This is a genomic window from Variovorax sp. TLI9-5A, assembly GCF_056867935.1.
The window spans coordinates 6,827,857-6,843,953 of the sequence record NZ_CP200310.1; the positions used below are offsets into that span (position 1 = coordinate 6,827,857).

Below are 16,097 nucleotides of genomic sequence, written 5' to 3' on the forward strand. Positions count from 1 at the left end.
CCCATGCCTTCCTTCACGCCGCGCCAGTTCGTCATCCTCGTTCTTCTGACCCTCGCCTGGGGTTTCAACTGGCCGGTGATGAAGCTCGGCGTGGCCGACTATCCGCCGCTGGGCTTCCGCGCGATCTCGATCTGGCTGGGACTGCCGGTGCTGGCCGTCGCGCTGGTGTGGCTCAAGGTGCCGTTTCGCGTACCGCGCAGCGCCTGGCCCGAGCTGGTGTGGCTGGGCGCCACCAACATGTTCGTCTGGCACGCCTGCATCATCCTCGCGGTGAAGGCGCTCTCGGGCGGGCGCGCGGCGATCCTGGGCTACACGATGCCGGTGTTCTCCGCCGTCATCGGCGCCCTGCTGTTCTCCGCAGCGCTCACGCGGCGCGCGTGGCTGGGCGTGGGCGCCTGTGCGATCGGCGTGGGGCTCTTGCTGTGGCATGAGCTCACGAACCTCTCGGGCCGTCCGGGCTACGTGGCGCTGGCACTGGTGGCCGCCGCCACGTGGGCGCTGGGCACGCAACTGCTGCGCCACACGCGCATCGGCCTGCCGACGCTGACGCTCTCGTTCTGGATGACGGCGATGACCGCGGTGGTGATGACGGTGCTGTCGCTGCTGTTCGAGCGCGACCAGCTCTACTGGCCCAACGGCGTGACGTGGGCTTCCATCGGCTACAACGCGGTGCTGATCTTCGGCTTCGCGCACGCCGCGTGGTTCTACCTCGCGCGCGGCCTGCCGCCCATTGCGTCGACGCTGAGCGTGATGTTCATTCCGGTGCTCGGCGTGTTCAGCGGCGCGGTGTGGCTGGGCGAAGTCGTGCACTGGCAGGACTGGGTGGCGGTGGTGCTGATGGTGGTCGCCATCGCCTCGGTGCTCTGGCCCTCGCGCAACGCGGCGAAGGCCTGAGCAGGCCTTCTTCTTTTCAGGTCGTCGTCTGCACGTGCAGGCGGCTGGTCTTGCAGCGGTGCAGCGCGCGGTAGTGCTCCAGCGGCCTGCCATTGGCGCCGTAGGCAATCGACTCGATGCGCAGCAGCGGCTCCGGCTGCGGCAGGTTCAGCAGCTCGCAGGTATCGGCATCGGGCAGCACGGCGTCGATCCAGCGCTCGGCGCGCACGAGCCGCAGCCCGTACTGGCGGCGCAGCACGTCGTAGAGCGAACGGTCGTCCAGCCGCGTGCGGTGCAGGCCCGGCGCGAGATCGGCCGGCACCACGGTTTCCACCAGCAGGCGCAGCTCGCCGTCCACGCTGCGCAGGCGCTTGAGCGCCACCACCTGCGTGTCGTCGGTCAGGCCGAGCGACGCGGCCTCCTGCTCGGTGGGTGCGCGCAGCTCCTGCGTGAGGATCTGCGTGCGCACCGAGCGGCCCTTGCGCTCCATCTCGTCGGAGAAGCCGAGCACGGTGGAGACGAAGTCTTCATCGCGCTCTCGTGCCGACACGAAGGCGCCGCGGCCCTTGATCTTGTAGATGAGGTTGTTGCGCACCAGGTCGGCCAGCGCCTCGCGCACCACGATGCGCGAGATGCCGAACTGCTCGCCCAGCTCGGCCTCGGACGGCAGCTTGGCGCCGATGGGCAGCACGCCCTGCAGGATCTGCATGCGAAGCGCGTCGCGGAACTGGGCCCACAGCGGGGACTCGGAGTCGCGGTCGAGCACGGTCGAAATTTCGGTCGGAGAGTTCACGTCGAGGGTTGGCCCAGGGCCTGAGGAGTCATCAATGATGCATCGAAAGATGCAGGCGCATCCGCGGCCACCGGCGAAAGCCGCACGCCGTGGCGTTCGCGCAGGGCGGTGGCACAGGCGTGCAGCTCGGCGTGCTGCTGCGCGGCGTCCCAGCCCAGCGCCTCGGCCGCGATGCCCGCCATCTCGGCCAGCGCGGCATCGGTGACGAACCCGCGGATGGCCAGCAGCGTGCGGCGGATCACGAGGTCGTCGAGATGCACAACGCCGGTTTCAAGGCAAAGGTACGAAAGCTCGGCCACGGAGTAGCCGGGCGCATGGCGCAGCGGCATGTCGCCCGATGCGGCGAGGCGCTGCGCCAGCGGCAGCGCCTTCGATCCGTAGCGCTTCAGAAGCACCTGCGCGCGCGTGCGGCTCATGCCCGAGGCGCCGACCAGTCGATCGACAAAACGCTCCACCGCCTGTGCATCGGCCGGCAGCTCGGCACCGCCGCCGATGGGCAGCAGCTCGGTCGATGCGGTGCGCGGGCGGCCCAGCTGCCGCAGCACTTCGTTGGTGGCTTCTTCGGCAAGCGCGCGGAAGGTGGTCCACTTGCCGCCGACGAGGCCGACCACCGGAATGTCGCGCGTGGCGCTGGGCGGATCGAGCACCACCGAGTGGTCGCGCGAGATCTGCCCCGGCTTGTCGGCATCGGAGCGCGCGAGAGGCCGCACGCCGACGTAGGTGTAGACCACGTCGCCGCGCCCGAAGCGCAGGTTGGGGAACACCTCGGCCAGCACGTCGAGCAGGTAATCGACCTCCTCTGGCTCGGTCACGATCTTGTCGGGGTCGTCCACCGGGATGTCGGTGGAGCCCACGAGCACGCGGTCGAGGAAGGGATAGACGATGCACACGCGTCCGTCCACCGCCTCGAAGTACGCCATGCGGCCTTCGAGCGCGTCGCGCAGCGCGGGATGGTCGAGCACCAGGTGCGAGCCCTTGGTGCCCATCACGCGCGGGCCGGCGCCGCCGAGCACGGCGGTGCTGCGGTCCAGCCACGCGCCGCTGGCATTCACCACGGTGTCGGCCGTCACGCGCACCAGCGTACCGGTGATCTCGTCGCGCAGCGTGATGATGTTGCCCGCGCAGCCCATCACGCGGCAGTAGTTGGCGGCGGCCGAGCGCGGCTGGTCGCGGCAGGCATCGCCGATGAGTTCGAGGATGAGCCACTCGGGGTGGCTGATCCACGCATCGAAGAAGGTGGCCGTCCAGCGCACCGCCGCGCGGAACAGGCTGCGGTCATTCGGCGGCACGCGGCTGATGCGGTGGTTGGGCATCACGCGCTGGCGGCGGCCCAGCAGGTCGTACAGGCGAAGGCCCGCGGCCACCGCAAGCAGGCCGCGCGTTCGCTGCGGCGGCGTGCGGCCGAAGAACTTGAGCGCGCTGCTCATCAGGCCGCCGAAGAAGCTCGACAGCGGCACCACCGTCTTCAGCGGCTGCACCAGGTGCGGTGCGTTGCGCAGCAGCAGGTTGCGCTCGCGCGTGGCCTCGGCCACCAGCGAGAAGCTGCCGTTCTCCAGGTAGCGCAGGCCGCCGTGGATCATGCGCGAGGGCGCACTGCTGGCGCCCGCGCTGAAGTCGCCCTTGTCGACGATGAGGCAGTCCACGCGCTGCAGGCACAGGTCGCGGAACACGCCCACGCCGTTGATGCCGGCGCCGACGATGACGGTCGAGAAATGGCGATCCGCCAGCGAAGCCGGACGCACGAAAGGCAGTTGCCAGGCGCTCATTTCGCAGCTCCCGACAGATGGGAAAACACAGGAGACATGGTGTCGATCAGTTCGTTGAAGCCGGCATTGAAATCGGCATGGGCGCGTGCCTCGGCGGCATCGGGTTCGACCGTGTCGCAGGGCGCGAGCAAGGCGCTGCCCTGCGCGGCGTGGTCGATGCCTTGCGACATGGCGGCGTAGATGGCTGCGCCGCGCGCGCCGGTTTCGTCGTCGGCGCAGCGTTCGACCGGGTGAGCCAGGAAGCCGGCGAGCAGGCGCACGAGGCGCGTGTCGCTCGCACCACCGCCGAGCACGGTCGATGCGGACACGGGCAGGCCGCAGGCTGCAAGGCGCGCGGTGTGCCGCGCGTGCAGCGCGGCGACCGAATCGACCACCGCGCGCGCCATGTCGCCGCGCGTGTGGTGGCTCTTGAGCCCGACGAAGCCCGCCGTCACGCCGCCACCGCCGTTGACGAAAGGCAGGAAGCGCAGGCCGCCCGCACCCAGCGGCACCGACATCGCCAGGTCGACGACAGCGCGCGAATCGGGCAGCCCCAGCACGCCAGCCAGCCATGCGATGTTGGCCATCGACGACGGGCTGTTCTCCATGTAGAGCCGCTTGTCCTCGCGGCCGAAGTTCACGACGGCGGCAACATCGGGCTTGGGCTCGATCACAGGGCCGATCACCGCGTTCACGCACCAGGTGCCGAAGACCGACACCGCGCGGGCACGCTCTTGCGCGCAGATCGCGGTCATCGAGGCGAGCAGGTCGATGGCGCCCATCGCCACGGGGATGCCGGCGGGCAGGCCGCACAGCGCGGCTTCAGAAGGCCGCAGCTTGCCGACGACCTCGCCGCTCGGCACCAGCGGCCCGAAGACGTGCGGCCCGAGGTCCGCGATGCCCGATGCATCGAAGGCCGCCTGCGACCACGTGCCCGTTGCGATCGACACCAACCCGGCAGTGCTTGCATCGCTGGCATCGGTCGCGATCTCGCCTGTCAGCAGAAAGCCGAGATAGTCCTTCGCGAACAGCAGCCGGCGCACCGCCCCGCGCTGCACGGCATCGGTGCCCAGCAGCTCGGCCGCGATCACGGTGGGCTGCCCCGGCCACGGCCTGCAGCCGACATCCGCGAACAGAGCGTCGCCATGGCCCAGTGAGAGCGAACGTGCACGCGCATCGGCGCGCTGGTCGGTCGACGCCACGGCCCGCCCGCCGACGAGCTCGTTGCGCGCATCGAGCGCATAGAGCCCGGCGCCGTGGCCCGTGCAGCCGATGGCGCGGACCTCGGCCACGCGGGCGCCGAGCTGGTGGGCGACGTCGCGCAGCACGTGGGTCAGGGCCGCGCGGATCGCCGTCGCGGCCACTTCGCATCCCCCTCCAGGCAGCCGGTCGTGCGGCAGTGGCATTCGGGACAGGGCGACGCTGCGGCCGCTCCCGGCTTCGAGGGCCAGGGCTTTCAGGCTGCTCGACCCCATGTCGATGCCGATCAGTATGTTTGGCTTCATGTCATAACAGCTTCGGCGGAATAAAAGCGCGTTGCCAGTAGCGTTTCCCCTAGTTATCCCGTCAAACGGGCAGCGCGTACATTCTATCCTGTCATAACAACTGTCGTGACGCAGAGCATCAAAGCGCTGCCCTGAAAAGCAGCATCGCAAGCTGAGCCCACCCAACGTGAGGAGACAAAAATGAGGCGTAATTTCCTGAAGTCCGCCGCGGCAGCCGGCATCGGCCTGGCCGGCGCCAGCGCATTCGCGCAGCAGCAGGCAGCAGCCCCCGCGGCCGGCGGCGGGCTGCGCGGCAACCCCAGCGACGTCTACGTGATGAACGTGATGGTGTCGGGGGTCGAGTACTGGTTTCCGGTCTACGAAATGATGAAGCAGCTCGGCCGCACGCTGGGCGTTCGCACCCGCTACACCGGCACGCCCGAGTACGACGTGAACAAGCAGCTCGCGTCCTTCGAGCAGGAACTGGCGCGCAAGCCCGCGGGCATCCTGCTGCACCCGATGAACCCCGACCCGTTCATCGAGCCGATCAACCGCGCCGCGGCGATGGGCATCCCGGTCGTCACCTTCGCGGCCGACTCGCCCAACTCCAAGCGCACCTCCTTCGTCACCTCCGACAACGACCGCGAAGGCAACCAGGCGGCCGACGCCATCGCCGCCTCGCTGGGCGGCAAGGGCGAATACGCGGTGCTGGAAAACCCCGGCCAGGACAACCACGACCGCCGCATCACCGCCTTCGTCAACCGCATGAAGGCCAAGCACCCCGGCATGAAGCTGGTGGGCCGCGCGGCCAGCAACCAGGACCCGAACAAGGCCTACCAGGCGGTGCTGAGCCTCGCGCAGGCCAACCCGAACCTGGGCGCCCTCTTCATGCCAGAGGCCAACTCGGCCCTGGGCGCGGCGCAGGCCAAGGTGGAGACCAAGAAGAACATCAAGGTGATGTGCTGCGACGTGAACGCCAAGATCCTCGACATGATCAAGTCGGGCGACGTGTTCGGCGCCATCAACCCCAACCAGGGCATGCAGGGCTACATGGGCATGATGATGCTGTTCCTGGCCAAGAACCCCGGCCTCATCGACCCGATGAACGACGCCAAGCGCAACGGCACCAACCCGATGGCCGTGCCCTTCCTGGACAACGGCCTGTCGGTGGTCAGCAAGGCCAACGCCGACGACTTCTACTGGGACAAGTACCTCGCCCGCCGCGGCACCAAGGGAATCGGCGAGTGACCGCAGTGGGCGCATTGCTCGAACTGCGCGGCATCAGCAAGCGCTTCGGCGCTTCGCGCGCGCTCACGGGCGTGGACTTCTCGCTGCGCCGCGGCGAGATCCACGCCCTTTGCGGCGAGAACGGCGCGGGCAAGTCCACGCTGATGAACATCATCGACGGCATCCACCAGCCGGACGAGGGCACGATCGCGCTCGACGGCCAGGAGGTGACCATCGACGGCCCCGCGCATGCGATGCGCCTGGGCATCGGCCTGGTCCACCAGGAGATCGCCCTGTGCGGCGACGCCACGGTGGCCGAGAACATCTTCATGCCGGAGATCAACGCCGGCAAGAGCGCGTGGATGAACTACGCGAGCCTCAACGAACGCGCAGCCAAGGTGCTCCAGCGCCTGGGGCAGGACGTGGACCCCGCCGCGCTGGTGAAGGACCTGAGCATCTCCACGCAGCAGCTCATCGAGATCGCGAAGGCGCTCACGCTCGACTGCAAGGTGCTGATCCTCGACGAGCCCACCGCCGCGCTCACCGACAACGAATCGGCCGCGCTCTTCAGGGTGCTGCACGACCTCAAGGCGCAGGGCATCGGCATCATCTACATCAGCCACCGCATGGCGGAGATCTTCGCGCACTGCGACAGCGTCACCGTGCTGCGCGACGGCCGCCACGTGCACACAGGCCCGCTGGCCGAACTCGACGCCGACGGCCTGGTGCGCCGCATGGTCGGGCGCGACCTGGGCAACTACTACCCACCCAAGCAGGAAGAGCCGGCATCGGGCGAGCACGTGCTCGAGGTGACGGACATTTCCGACGGCGAGCGCGTGCACGGCGTGTCGTTCAGGCTGAAGCGCGGCGAAATCCTCGGCATCGCGGGCCTCATGGGCGCCGGCCGCAGTGAACTCGCCGAGACCATCTGCGGCCTGCGCACGGCGCGCGGCGGCAGCGTGCGCCTGCGCGGCAGGCCGCTCACCATCCGCAAGTACAGCGACGCGCTGCGCGAAGGCATCGCCTACCTCAGCGAAGACCGCAAGGCGGCGGGCGTGTACCTCGACCTGCCGATCGCGCAGAACATCGCCTCGATGGCGCTCGCGCGCGTCAGCTCGCGCTTCGGCCTGCTGCAGCGCGCGGCCGAACACAAGCTGGCGGTGAGCCTCGGGGCGCGGCTCAAGCTCAAGTCGGACGGCGTGGACATCGACGTGGCCAGCCTCTCGGGCGGCAACCAGCAGAAGGTGGCCATCGCCAAGCTGCTGGCCACCAACCCGTCGGTGCTGCTGATGGACGAGCCCACGCGCGGCGTGGACGTGGGCGCCAAGTCGGAGATCCACCACATCCTGCGCGACCTGGCCAGCCAGGGCGTGGGCGTGATCGTGATCTCCTCGGAGCTGCCCGAGATCATCGGCCTGTGCGACCGCGCGCTGGTGATCCGCGACGGCCGGCTCGCCGGCGAGGTGCAAGACAAGGACATGACGGAAGAGGCCCTGCTGCGGCTGGCCTCGGGACTTTGCGAAGAGGAAACGACAGCATGAACTACCCAGCACAACTGGACGCGGGAGCCGCCGGCCTTGCGCCCCGACAGACGACCGAGGGAGGAGGCAAAGGAGACCCAGTGAAACCCGCCAGCAGACTCGCCAGCATGCGCGAGCTGGGCCTGTTGATCATCATCGCCGCGCTGTGCGTGGGCATGAGCTTCGCGTCGCCCTACTTCCTCACATGGGACAACGTGCGCGCGATGCTGCTGTCGTTCTCCATCGAGGGCATCGTGGTGGTGGGCATGACCATCCTGCTGATCGTGGGCGGCATCGACCTGTCGGTGGGCTCGGTGGTGTGCTTCGCGATGGTGGTCACCGGCAAGCTCTTCCTCATGGGCTTCGACCCGTGGACGGCGGGGCTCATCGCCATTGCCGCAAGCGCCGGCATCGGCGCGATGATCGGCGGCTGCGTCACGCGCATCGGCCTGAACCACTTCATCGCCTCGCTGGCCTTCATGGTGATCGTGCGCGGCCTGTGCCTGGCGCTCACGCAGGGCACGCCGCAGTCGCTGTTCTCGCTGCCGGCCGAGTTCAAGTTCATCGGCCAGGGCACGCTCTTCGGCGTTCCGGCGGTGATCCTGATCTTCCTGGCCATCGTGGTGGTGAGCGACTTCGTGCTGCGCCGCTCCTCCCTGCTGCGCCGCGTGTTCTACACCGGCAGCAACGAGAAGGCGGCGCTCTATTCCGGCATCCGCGTGGGCCACGTCAAGTTCTGGGTCACGGTGCTGTGCGCGGCCTCGGCGGGCCTTGCGGGCGTGATCTACACCGCGCGCTTCGGTGCCGCCACGCCCACCTTCGGCGTGGGCATGGAGCTCAACGTGATCGCCGCCGCGGTGATCGGCGGCGCCAGCCTCAAGGGCGGCTCGGGCACGGTGCTCGGCGCGGTGCTGGGCCTGGCGCTGCTGTCGGTGGTGACCAGCTCGCTGATCCTGCTGGACGTGTCGCCTTACTGGCAGGACGTGATCAAGGGCCTGATCCTGCTCGCGGCCGTGACCATCGACCACCTCATGAACACGAGAAAGACCAAGCGATGAGCAACAGCAGCACCATCAACGCATCGGACATGAAGAAGACCGTTCTCGGCCCCTCGGGCATCGAGTGCTCGGCCATCGGCCTGGGCACCTGGGCCATGGGCGGATGGATGTGGGGCGGCGGCGACAACGCGGCCGCCGTGCTCGCGATCCAGGCCTCGCTGGACGCGGGCGTGAACCTGATCGACACCGCGCCGGCCTACGGGCTGGGCCGCTCCGAGAGCATCGTCGGCACCGCGCTCAAGGGCCGCCGCCACGAGGCGGTGATCGCCACCAAGTGCGGGCTGGTGTGGCACACCCGACAGGGAACGCACTTCTTCGAAGAAGACGGCCACCCGGTGTACCGCTACCTCGGGCGCGAGTCGATCATTCATGAAGCCGAAGAGAGCCTGAAGCGCCTGCAGACCGACTACATCGATCTCTACATCACGCACTGGCAGGACGCCACCACGCCCGTGGCCGAAACCATGGACGCGCTGCTCGAGCTCAAGAAGCAGGGAAAGATCCGCGCCATCGGCGTGAGCAACGTGAGCCCCGAGACGCTGGCCGAGTACCTGCGATACGGTCCTGTCGACGCGGCCCAGGAACGCTACAGCCTGATCGACCGCGAGATCGAGCAGACGCTGGTGCCGCTTTGCACCGAACACAACGTGGCGGTGCTGGGTTACTCCTCGCTCGCGCTGGGCCTGCTCGCCGGCCCCATCGACCCCGAGCGCAAGTTCACCGGCGACGACCAGCGCGCCGCCAACCCGCGCTTCAGCGCGCAGAACCGCGCGAAGCTCGAGGCCTTCTTCGAGGAGCTGGAGCCGCTGCGCCGGCAGCTCGAATGCTCCTTCGGCCAGCTGATGATCGCCTGGACGCTGGCGCGCGGCAGCGTGTCGGTCGCGCTGTGCGGCGCGCGCGCGAGCAAGCAGGCCATCGAGAACGCGGGCGCGGGTTCGGTGCGCCTGCACGACGAGGCGCTGCAGCTCATCGATGGCGCGGCAAGCAGGCACCTGGGCTCGCTGGCCTGATCCACCCTTTTTCTGTCACACACCAACAAGCAAGGATTTCTTTCGTATGTCGAAGGACAAGACCGCACGCCTGAACCGGTTGCTCAACAACGGGCGCTGCCTGGACATCGCGCTCGACCACGGCGTGTGCAACGAGCCCAGCTTCCTCGACGGGCTGGAAGACATGCCCTCGGTGATGGAACGCCTGCTGGCCGCCGGCCCCGACGCGATCCAGCTCAACTACGGCCAGTCCGACCTGCTGCAGGACCGCCCGGGCCGCGACAAGCCGGCCCTGGTGATGCGCATCGACATGGGCAACCCCTACAACGCCACGCGGCACCGCGTGATGTGGGCCGTGCTGCAGAACGAGCACGACCCGGTGCTGCCGGCCGTGCAGCGCGACGCCGCCTGCGTGGTGGTCAACCTCTTCATGCTGCCCGACGAGCCCGACCTGTTCCGCCAGTGCGTGCAGAACATCGCCCGCGTGCGCGCCGACTGCGACCGCTACGGCATGCCGCTGATGATCGAGCCGCTGGTGATGCAGGCGCCCTCCGCCGGCAGCCGCTACTCGGTGGACGGCGACGCCGAGAAGATCGTCACGCTGGTGCGCCTGGCGCGCGACATGGGCGCCGACATCATCAAGGCGGACCCCACCACCGACCCCGCGGACTTCCATCGCGTGGTGCAGGCCGCGCGCTGCCCCGTGCTCGTGCGCGGCGGCGGCCGCGAAGACCTGCAGCAGGTGTTCGCGCGCTCGCGCGTGCTGATGGACGAAGGCGCCGTCGGCATGGTGTACGGGCGCAACGTCTACCAGCACGGCAATCCGTCGGCGGTGGTGGACGCGCTGATGGCCATGATCCACCGCGGCGCCAGCGCCAAGGAAGCATGGGACATCTACGAATCGGGTGGCGCGAAATGACATGACGAAGACGCGCCCTCCCTAGGAGGAAGGAAGAAAGAAGGAAGGAAGAGAGCTCACGGCGGGCGACGGATGCGTCGCCCGCCGGGGTGCGTCCTGCGCGCGCGTTTTTCATCGCGCCTGCGCAGGCGGGCAAGGAAGAGACAAAGCGACAAGAGCAACACGGAGTTAGTTGGCCGAGAAGAAAACGGTTCCCCTGCGGACTTCAAACAACCTGGAGGCGACGATGAAAATCCGGTATTACTTGATGGCGTTCCTGCTGCCGTTCGTCACGCTGCTGACGCACGCGGCGATCACCGGGGTCAGTCCGATGACGACCCTGAACAACATGGCGACGGCAATGGCCGAAGCCGTGGCCGACCCGCTGCCGCTGCAAGGGCCGGGCCTGGGCAATCTCACCTACACATCGGCCGAGCTGTTCAAGCCCGTGTCGATTATCACCAGCGCCGCGCACCCGCTGGACCCGGCGCACAGCAGCGCCTACGAGTCGCGCGAGGTTCCCGCCACCTACCCGGGCCGCAAGGACTACGGCATGAACGCGGGCATCATGGTCAACGGCTACTTCCTGACCTCCTTCGCGCCGGACAGCGGCCTGGGCCCGGGCGGCTTCCTGGTGTACGACATCTCGAACCCCCGCCAGATCAAGCTGGTGAAGAAGATCTACGAGCCCGAGGGCCGCACGCAGGAGTTCCGCGAGACGCACTCCTTCGGCACCGCGAAGATCGGCGGCAAGACGTACGTGGTGCTGCCCAGCATCAACGGCGTGGAGTTCTGGGACTTCACCGACGTCAACGACATCAAGCAGGTCAAGAAGCTCGCGCTGCCCGGCGTCAACGGCGGCGACTACGAGAACGTGGCCTGGCAGCTCTGGTGGCAGGCACCCTACCTGTACGTGGCCTCGGCGGGCCGCGGCATCTTCATCGTCGATGCCACCGACCCCGCTAACGCCGTGGTGGCGAACCGCGGCGCCGGCAAGCCCAACCCGGTGCCCACCGGCGAGCTCGGCGGCTTCCGCATCGGACCGATCTTCACCATGGGCAACCACATGGTGCTGACCTCGATGGACAACACCGCGGGCTTCTCCAGCCTCGACATCTCCGACCCGCTGAACCCCAAGGTGCTGGACACCGTGGGTTCCAACCCCAACTACTACGCCACCTGCTTCGACGGCAAGACCCTGCACGCCTCGGCGCGCGGCGGCGGCGCGAAGATGTACAGCTACGACCTGAGCGACCGCTCGCATTTCCTGGCCGAGGACAACCGCCTCGTCATCGACGAGCAGCTCTATTGCGCCACGCAGGACAACTACGTCATCCAGGGCGCGCAGACGTACATCCACAAGGTCGACGTGAGCAATCCGCTGAACCACGTCGAGGTGGGCCGCGGCAGCATCCTGCGCGAGGACGACCCGAACTTCTCGCACTCCGACAACGGCCAGGTCGCGGCCTTCGGCAACCTGATCTTCGTGGGCAACGACCACGGCTCGGGCAGCGGCTTCGTCGTGCACCAGGTCGACCCCGACACCACCAAGCCTGAAGTGCGGCAGGTCTCGCCCGCCAGCAACGCGAAGCAGCAGGCGCTGACCTCGCGCATCGGCCTGGGCATGAGCGACAGCATCCGGCCCGAGAGCGTGAACTCCAACACCTTCATCGTGCGCCCCGTGGGCGGCAACACGCTGGCGGGCACCTACAGCGTGCAGCTGGGCATCATCAACTTCCACCCCGAGCAGCCGCTTCAGCCGGGCACCAGCTACGAGGTGTTCCTGCCGGCCAACGGCGTGAAGGACTATGCGGGCAACGCCATCGGCGCGGACTACAAGTCGGTGTTCCACACCGGCAACGCCGCCGAGATCGGCCTCATGCACTACTGGACGCTGGCGGGCAACCTCTCCGACCAGATCGGCGCCAACAACGGCACGCCCGCCGCCGGCGACGCATTCGAGAGCATCGGCCTGAACTTCGCCAACCGCACCGCAGGCGTGCCGCTGAAGAGCGACACCGTGGCCACCGTGCTGGGCGGCAGCGCCTCGGTGAGCTTCTACATGAAGACCACGCAGACCGGCGGCAGCAACTCCTGGACGGCGCCCGGCATCTTCGGCCGCGACCAGGCCTCCGGGACCGACGACGTGTTCTGGGGTTGGCTCGACAACGGCGGGCGCATCAAGCTCTCGGTGGGCAACGATGGCGGTACCACCTCCACGGCGGTGGTGAACGACGGCACCTGGCACCACGTCGTGATGACGCGCGACGCGGCCTCCGGCGCGCAGGCCGTGTACGTCGACGGAGCCAAGACCACCTCCACCGGCCCCACCGGCAACAAGGGTCTGTCGAACAAGTTCGCGCTGCTGGGCCAGATCCAGGGCAACGCGGCGCTCTTCAAGGGCACGCTGGCGGAAGTGCGCGTCTACGGCCGCGTGCTGAGCGACACCGACGTGAACACGCTGCGCGGCCAGGCCATCATCGGCGACCCCGGCATCGGCGGCGGGCCCAAGCTGGTCAACGGCCAGCTGGTGTTCAACCCGGCCACGCTGGGCAGCAGCGGCGCGCAGTACCGCTGGAACTTCGGCGACGGCACGCAGACGGCCTACTCGAACCAGCCCAACTACACCTACACCTACACGCGCCCCGGCCACTTCACGGTGACGCTGACGGTGAAGGACGCCAGCGGCCGCGAGACCTTCTACACCTACAACCTCACGGTGATCATGCCGGTGACGGCGAAGGCCCCGACGCACACCACCAACATCGCGGGCGACGCGAACTCGGTGTACTCGGTCAACCCCGACAGCGGCACGGTCGCCGCCCTCGACTCGCAGAGCCTGGTCAAGCGCTGGGAAGTGCGCGTGGGCGACGAGCCGAAGACGCTGGCCGTCGGCCCCGACGGACGCATCTGGGTCGCGGTGCAGGGCGAAGACAAGCTGGTGGTGCTCAACGCCGCCGACGGCAGCCTCTCGGCTACCGTGCCGCTGGCCTACGGCAGCGGCCCCTACGGCGTGGCCTTCACGCCCGACGGCACCAAGGGCCTGCTGACGATGGAGAGCAAGTCGGTGCTGATGAGCTTCAACCCGAGCAACGGCACGACCACGGGCGCGGTCGCGCTGGAGGGCGCGCTGCGCGGCATCGCGATCGAATCCGGCTCGCAGGTGGCCTACGTCACGCGCTTCAAGTCGAAGATGACGGGCGGCCAGCTGCACAAGGTGAACCTGCAGAGCATGAGCGCCATGAGCACGATCGCGCTGCCGGTGGACACCACCACGATCGATACCGAGAACCGCGCGCGCGGCGTGGCCAACTACCTGAGCCAGGTGGTGATCTCGCCCGACGGCGCCCGCGCCGTGCTGCCCTCGAAGAAGGACAACATCGTGCGCGGCAAATTCCGCGACGGCAACAACCTTGTGCACGACCAGACGGTGCGCTCCATCCTCTCGCAGGTCAACCTGCAGACGGCGGCGGAGGAGTTCGGCGAGCAGATCGACTTCGACGACCGGGCGCCGGCACGCGCGGCCCTGTTCTCTCCCTCGGGCGACTACCTGTTCGTCGCGCAGATGGAAGGCAACCGCGTCGCTATCGTCGATCCGTACAGCCGCGCGGTGCGCGGCGAGATCAACGCCAGCAGCGCGCCGCACGGCCTGTACCTCGACGCCGTGCGCAAGCGCCTCTTCGTCAACAACTTCCTGGCGCGCTCGGTGTCGGTGCACGACGTGGCCTCGGTGCTGTCGTCGGAGACCAATGTGCCGACCTTCCTGCAGACCGTGTCGACGGTGGCCGCCGAGCCCATGTCGCCGGCGGCGCTGCGCGGCAAGCAGGTGTTCTACAACGCGTCGGACCGCCGCATGAGCAAGGACAACTACATCTCCTGCGCGAGTTGCCACGCGGACGCCGGCGACGACGGCATGGTATGGGACTTCACCCAGCGCGGCGAAGGCCTGCGCCGCACCATCAGCCTGCAGGGCCGGCGCGGGCTGGGCCACGGCAAGCTGCACTGGACGGCCAACTTCGACGAGCTGCAGGACTTCGAGAACGACATCCGCAACGAGTTCGGCGGCACCGGCTTCCTGACCAACGCGGACTTCGCAGCCACCTCCGACCCGCTGGGCGCGCCCAAGGCCGGCAAGAGCGCGCAGCTCGACGATCTCGCGGCCTACCTGACTTCGCTGAACAAGTTCATGCGCAGTCCAGCACGCGCGGCGGACGGCAGCCTCAGCGTGGACGCGGCGCGCGGCCAGACCGTGTTCAACACGGCCCAGTGCGCAACCTGCCACACCGGCGCCACCTTCCGCGACGGCGTGCGGCACGACGTGGGCACGATCCAGGCCTCCTCCGGCAAGGGCATGAACCAGCCGCTGGCGGGCGTGGGCTTCGACACGCCGACGCTGCTGGGCACCTGGAACACCACCGCGTTCTTCCACAACGGCCAGGCGGCCACGCTGCAGGACGTTCTGACGAGCGGCCACGGCAATGCCTCCAGCCTGCCGGCCAACGACGTGGTGGCGCTGCGCGAGTACGTTCGCTCGCTCGACAACGACCCGACGCCGGTGGTCACGCGCATCCGCTCGAACCACAGCAACCTGTGCGTGAACGTGAAGGGCGCAGCCACCACGAGCGGCACGACGGTGGTGCAGTGGCCCTGCGGCAACGCGGGCAACGAGCGCTTCACCGTGACGCAGACGAACGACGGCTTCGTGCAGTTCAAGGCCGAGCACAGCGGCCTGTGCCTGGCGCAGAGCGGCACCGCGACGACCAATGCGGCGGTGGTGCAGCTGGCATGCTCGGCCGGCAACACGGCTCAGTGGAGCGTGGTCGGCGGCACCCTGCGCAACAGGGCTTCGGGCTCGTGCCTCGACGTGCCGAACAATGCGACGACGCAGGACACGGCGCTCATCACCTGGACCTGCAACGGCGGCAACAACCAGAACTGGACGCAGCTTCAGTAAACCCCCAGGCTTCGCGCACTTCGTGTCGCTTCGCCAACCCCCTTGCCGGGGGCAACACCTGCGGCCCGGCGGAGCCGGTTCCGCGGTGTTCCACGAAGAAGCCGCCCGTTTTCACGGGCGGCTTTTTCTTTGTGCGGCATTGACTGCGGCACCTGCTCCATGACCTCCCACGTCATGGACCGTGCGCAGCCTCTCTGGGAAAGTACGTCCATCGAGAAAGCAACCAGCCCATCGAACAATCGACCAACCACCAAGGAGAAAACACCATGACCGGCTTCAACATCCTTCCCCTCGCAGTGGCCCTGCTGATCGGCGTCGCCGCCCTCGGCTCCTGCCTCGGCATCGGACTGGTCGGCCAGAAGTTTCTGGAAAGCACCGCGCGCCAGCCCGAACTGGTCGACACGCTGCAGACCAAGTTCTTCCTGGTGGCGGGCGTGACCGACGGCGCGTTCATCATCGCAACCGGCATCGGCCTGTGGTTCGCTACGGCGAATCCCTTCGGCTGAGCCCTTGCAGGGAGGGGGCAACACCAGCGGCCCGGCAAAGCCGGTTGCGC

General features: G+C 68.3%; 11 protein-coding genes. 8 read left to right on the plus strand and 3 right to left on the minus strand.

Annotated features, from left to right (window positions below; genetic code table 11):
- The first annotated feature begins 3 nt into the window (after positions 1-3).
- Entirely contained in the window at positions 4-894 is an 891-nt protein-coding gene (locus AC1VNX_RS32430) for a DMT family transporter (RefSeq protein ID WP_483161615.1), read from the plus strand.
- Positions 895-910: 16 nt separating this feature from the next.
- Here the strand turns inward: AC1VNX_RS32430 and AC1VNX_RS32435 are convergent, their stop codons facing one another.
- The 3 genes from AC1VNX_RS32435 to AC1VNX_RS32445 are packed head-to-tail and all read right to left on the minus strand — an operon-like array spanning position 911 to position 4,916.
- The gene (locus tag AC1VNX_RS32435; RefSeq protein WP_126022303.1) at positions 911-1,666 is read right to left on the minus strand and encodes a GntR family transcriptional regulator; all 756 of its coding nucleotides are present in this window, start codon (positions 1,664-1,666) and stop codon (positions 911-913) included.
- A complete protein-coding gene (locus tag AC1VNX_RS32440; protein ID WP_483161616.1) occupies positions 1,663-3,432 on the minus strand; it encodes a glycerol-3-phosphate dehydrogenase/oxidase in 1,770 nt (589 codons plus the stop codon). Before AC1VNX_RS32440 ends, AC1VNX_RS32435 begins: the two co-directional genes overlap by 4 nt.
- On the minus strand, positions 3,429-4,916 hold the full coding sequence (locus tag AC1VNX_RS32445; RefSeq protein WP_483161617.1) for an FGGY family carbohydrate kinase: 1,488 nt from the start codon (positions 4,914-4,916) through the stop codon (positions 3,429-3,431). Before AC1VNX_RS32445 ends, AC1VNX_RS32440 begins: the two co-directional genes overlap by 4 nt.
- Positions 4,917-5,096: 180 nt before the next feature.
- On the opposite strand from AC1VNX_RS32445, the gene AC1VNX_RS32450 reads away from it, so the two are divergent.
- The 7 genes from AC1VNX_RS32450 to atpE all read left to right on the plus strand — a co-directional run bounded on the left by AC1VNX_RS32450 (position 5,097) and on the right by atpE (position 16,047).
- Positions 5,097-6,143, plus strand: coding sequence for a substrate-binding domain-containing protein (locus AC1VNX_RS32450; protein ID WP_483161618.1), 1,047 nt, complete (start codon positions 5,097-5,099; stop codon positions 6,141-6,143).
- Positions 6,140-7,663, plus strand: coding sequence for a sugar ABC transporter ATP-binding protein (locus AC1VNX_RS32455; protein WP_483161619.1), 1,524 nt, complete (start codon positions 6,140-6,142; stop codon positions 7,661-7,663). Before AC1VNX_RS32450 ends, AC1VNX_RS32455 begins: the two co-directional genes overlap by 4 nt.
- The gene (locus tag AC1VNX_RS32460) at positions 7,660-8,700 is read left to right on the plus strand and encodes an ABC transporter permease (RefSeq protein ID WP_301503733.1); all 1,041 of its coding nucleotides are present in this window, start codon (positions 7,660-7,662) and stop codon (positions 8,698-8,700) included. The genes AC1VNX_RS32455 and AC1VNX_RS32460 overlap by 4 nt, the downstream gene beginning before the upstream one ends.
- Positions 8,697-9,710 (plus strand): aldo/keto reductase, encoded by a 1,014-nt coding sequence (locus AC1VNX_RS32465; RefSeq protein WP_483161620.1) that lies wholly within the window; start codon positions 8,697-8,699, stop codon positions 9,708-9,710. The genes AC1VNX_RS32460 and AC1VNX_RS32465 overlap by 4 nt, the downstream gene beginning before the upstream one ends.
- Before the next feature lie 46 nt (positions 9,711-9,756).
- Positions 9,757-10,608: a class I fructose-bisphosphate aldolase gene (locus AC1VNX_RS32470; RefSeq protein WP_483161621.1), complete on the plus strand. Its 852-nt coding sequence runs from the start codon at positions 9,757-9,759 to the stop codon at positions 10,606-10,608.
- Positions 10,609-10,834: 226 nt separating this feature from the next.
- A complete protein-coding gene (locus AC1VNX_RS32475; RefSeq protein WP_483161622.1) occupies positions 10,835-15,541 on the plus strand; it encodes a ricin-type beta-trefoil lectin domain protein in 4,707 nt (1,568 codons plus the stop codon).
- 266 nt (positions 15,542-15,807) lie between these two features.
- Positions 15,808-16,047: a F0F1 ATP synthase subunit C gene (gene atpE, locus AC1VNX_RS32480; RefSeq protein ID WP_012745530.1), complete on the plus strand. Its 240-nt coding sequence runs from the start codon at positions 15,808-15,810 to the stop codon at positions 16,045-16,047.
- Positions 16,048-16,097 lie beyond the last annotated feature (50 nt).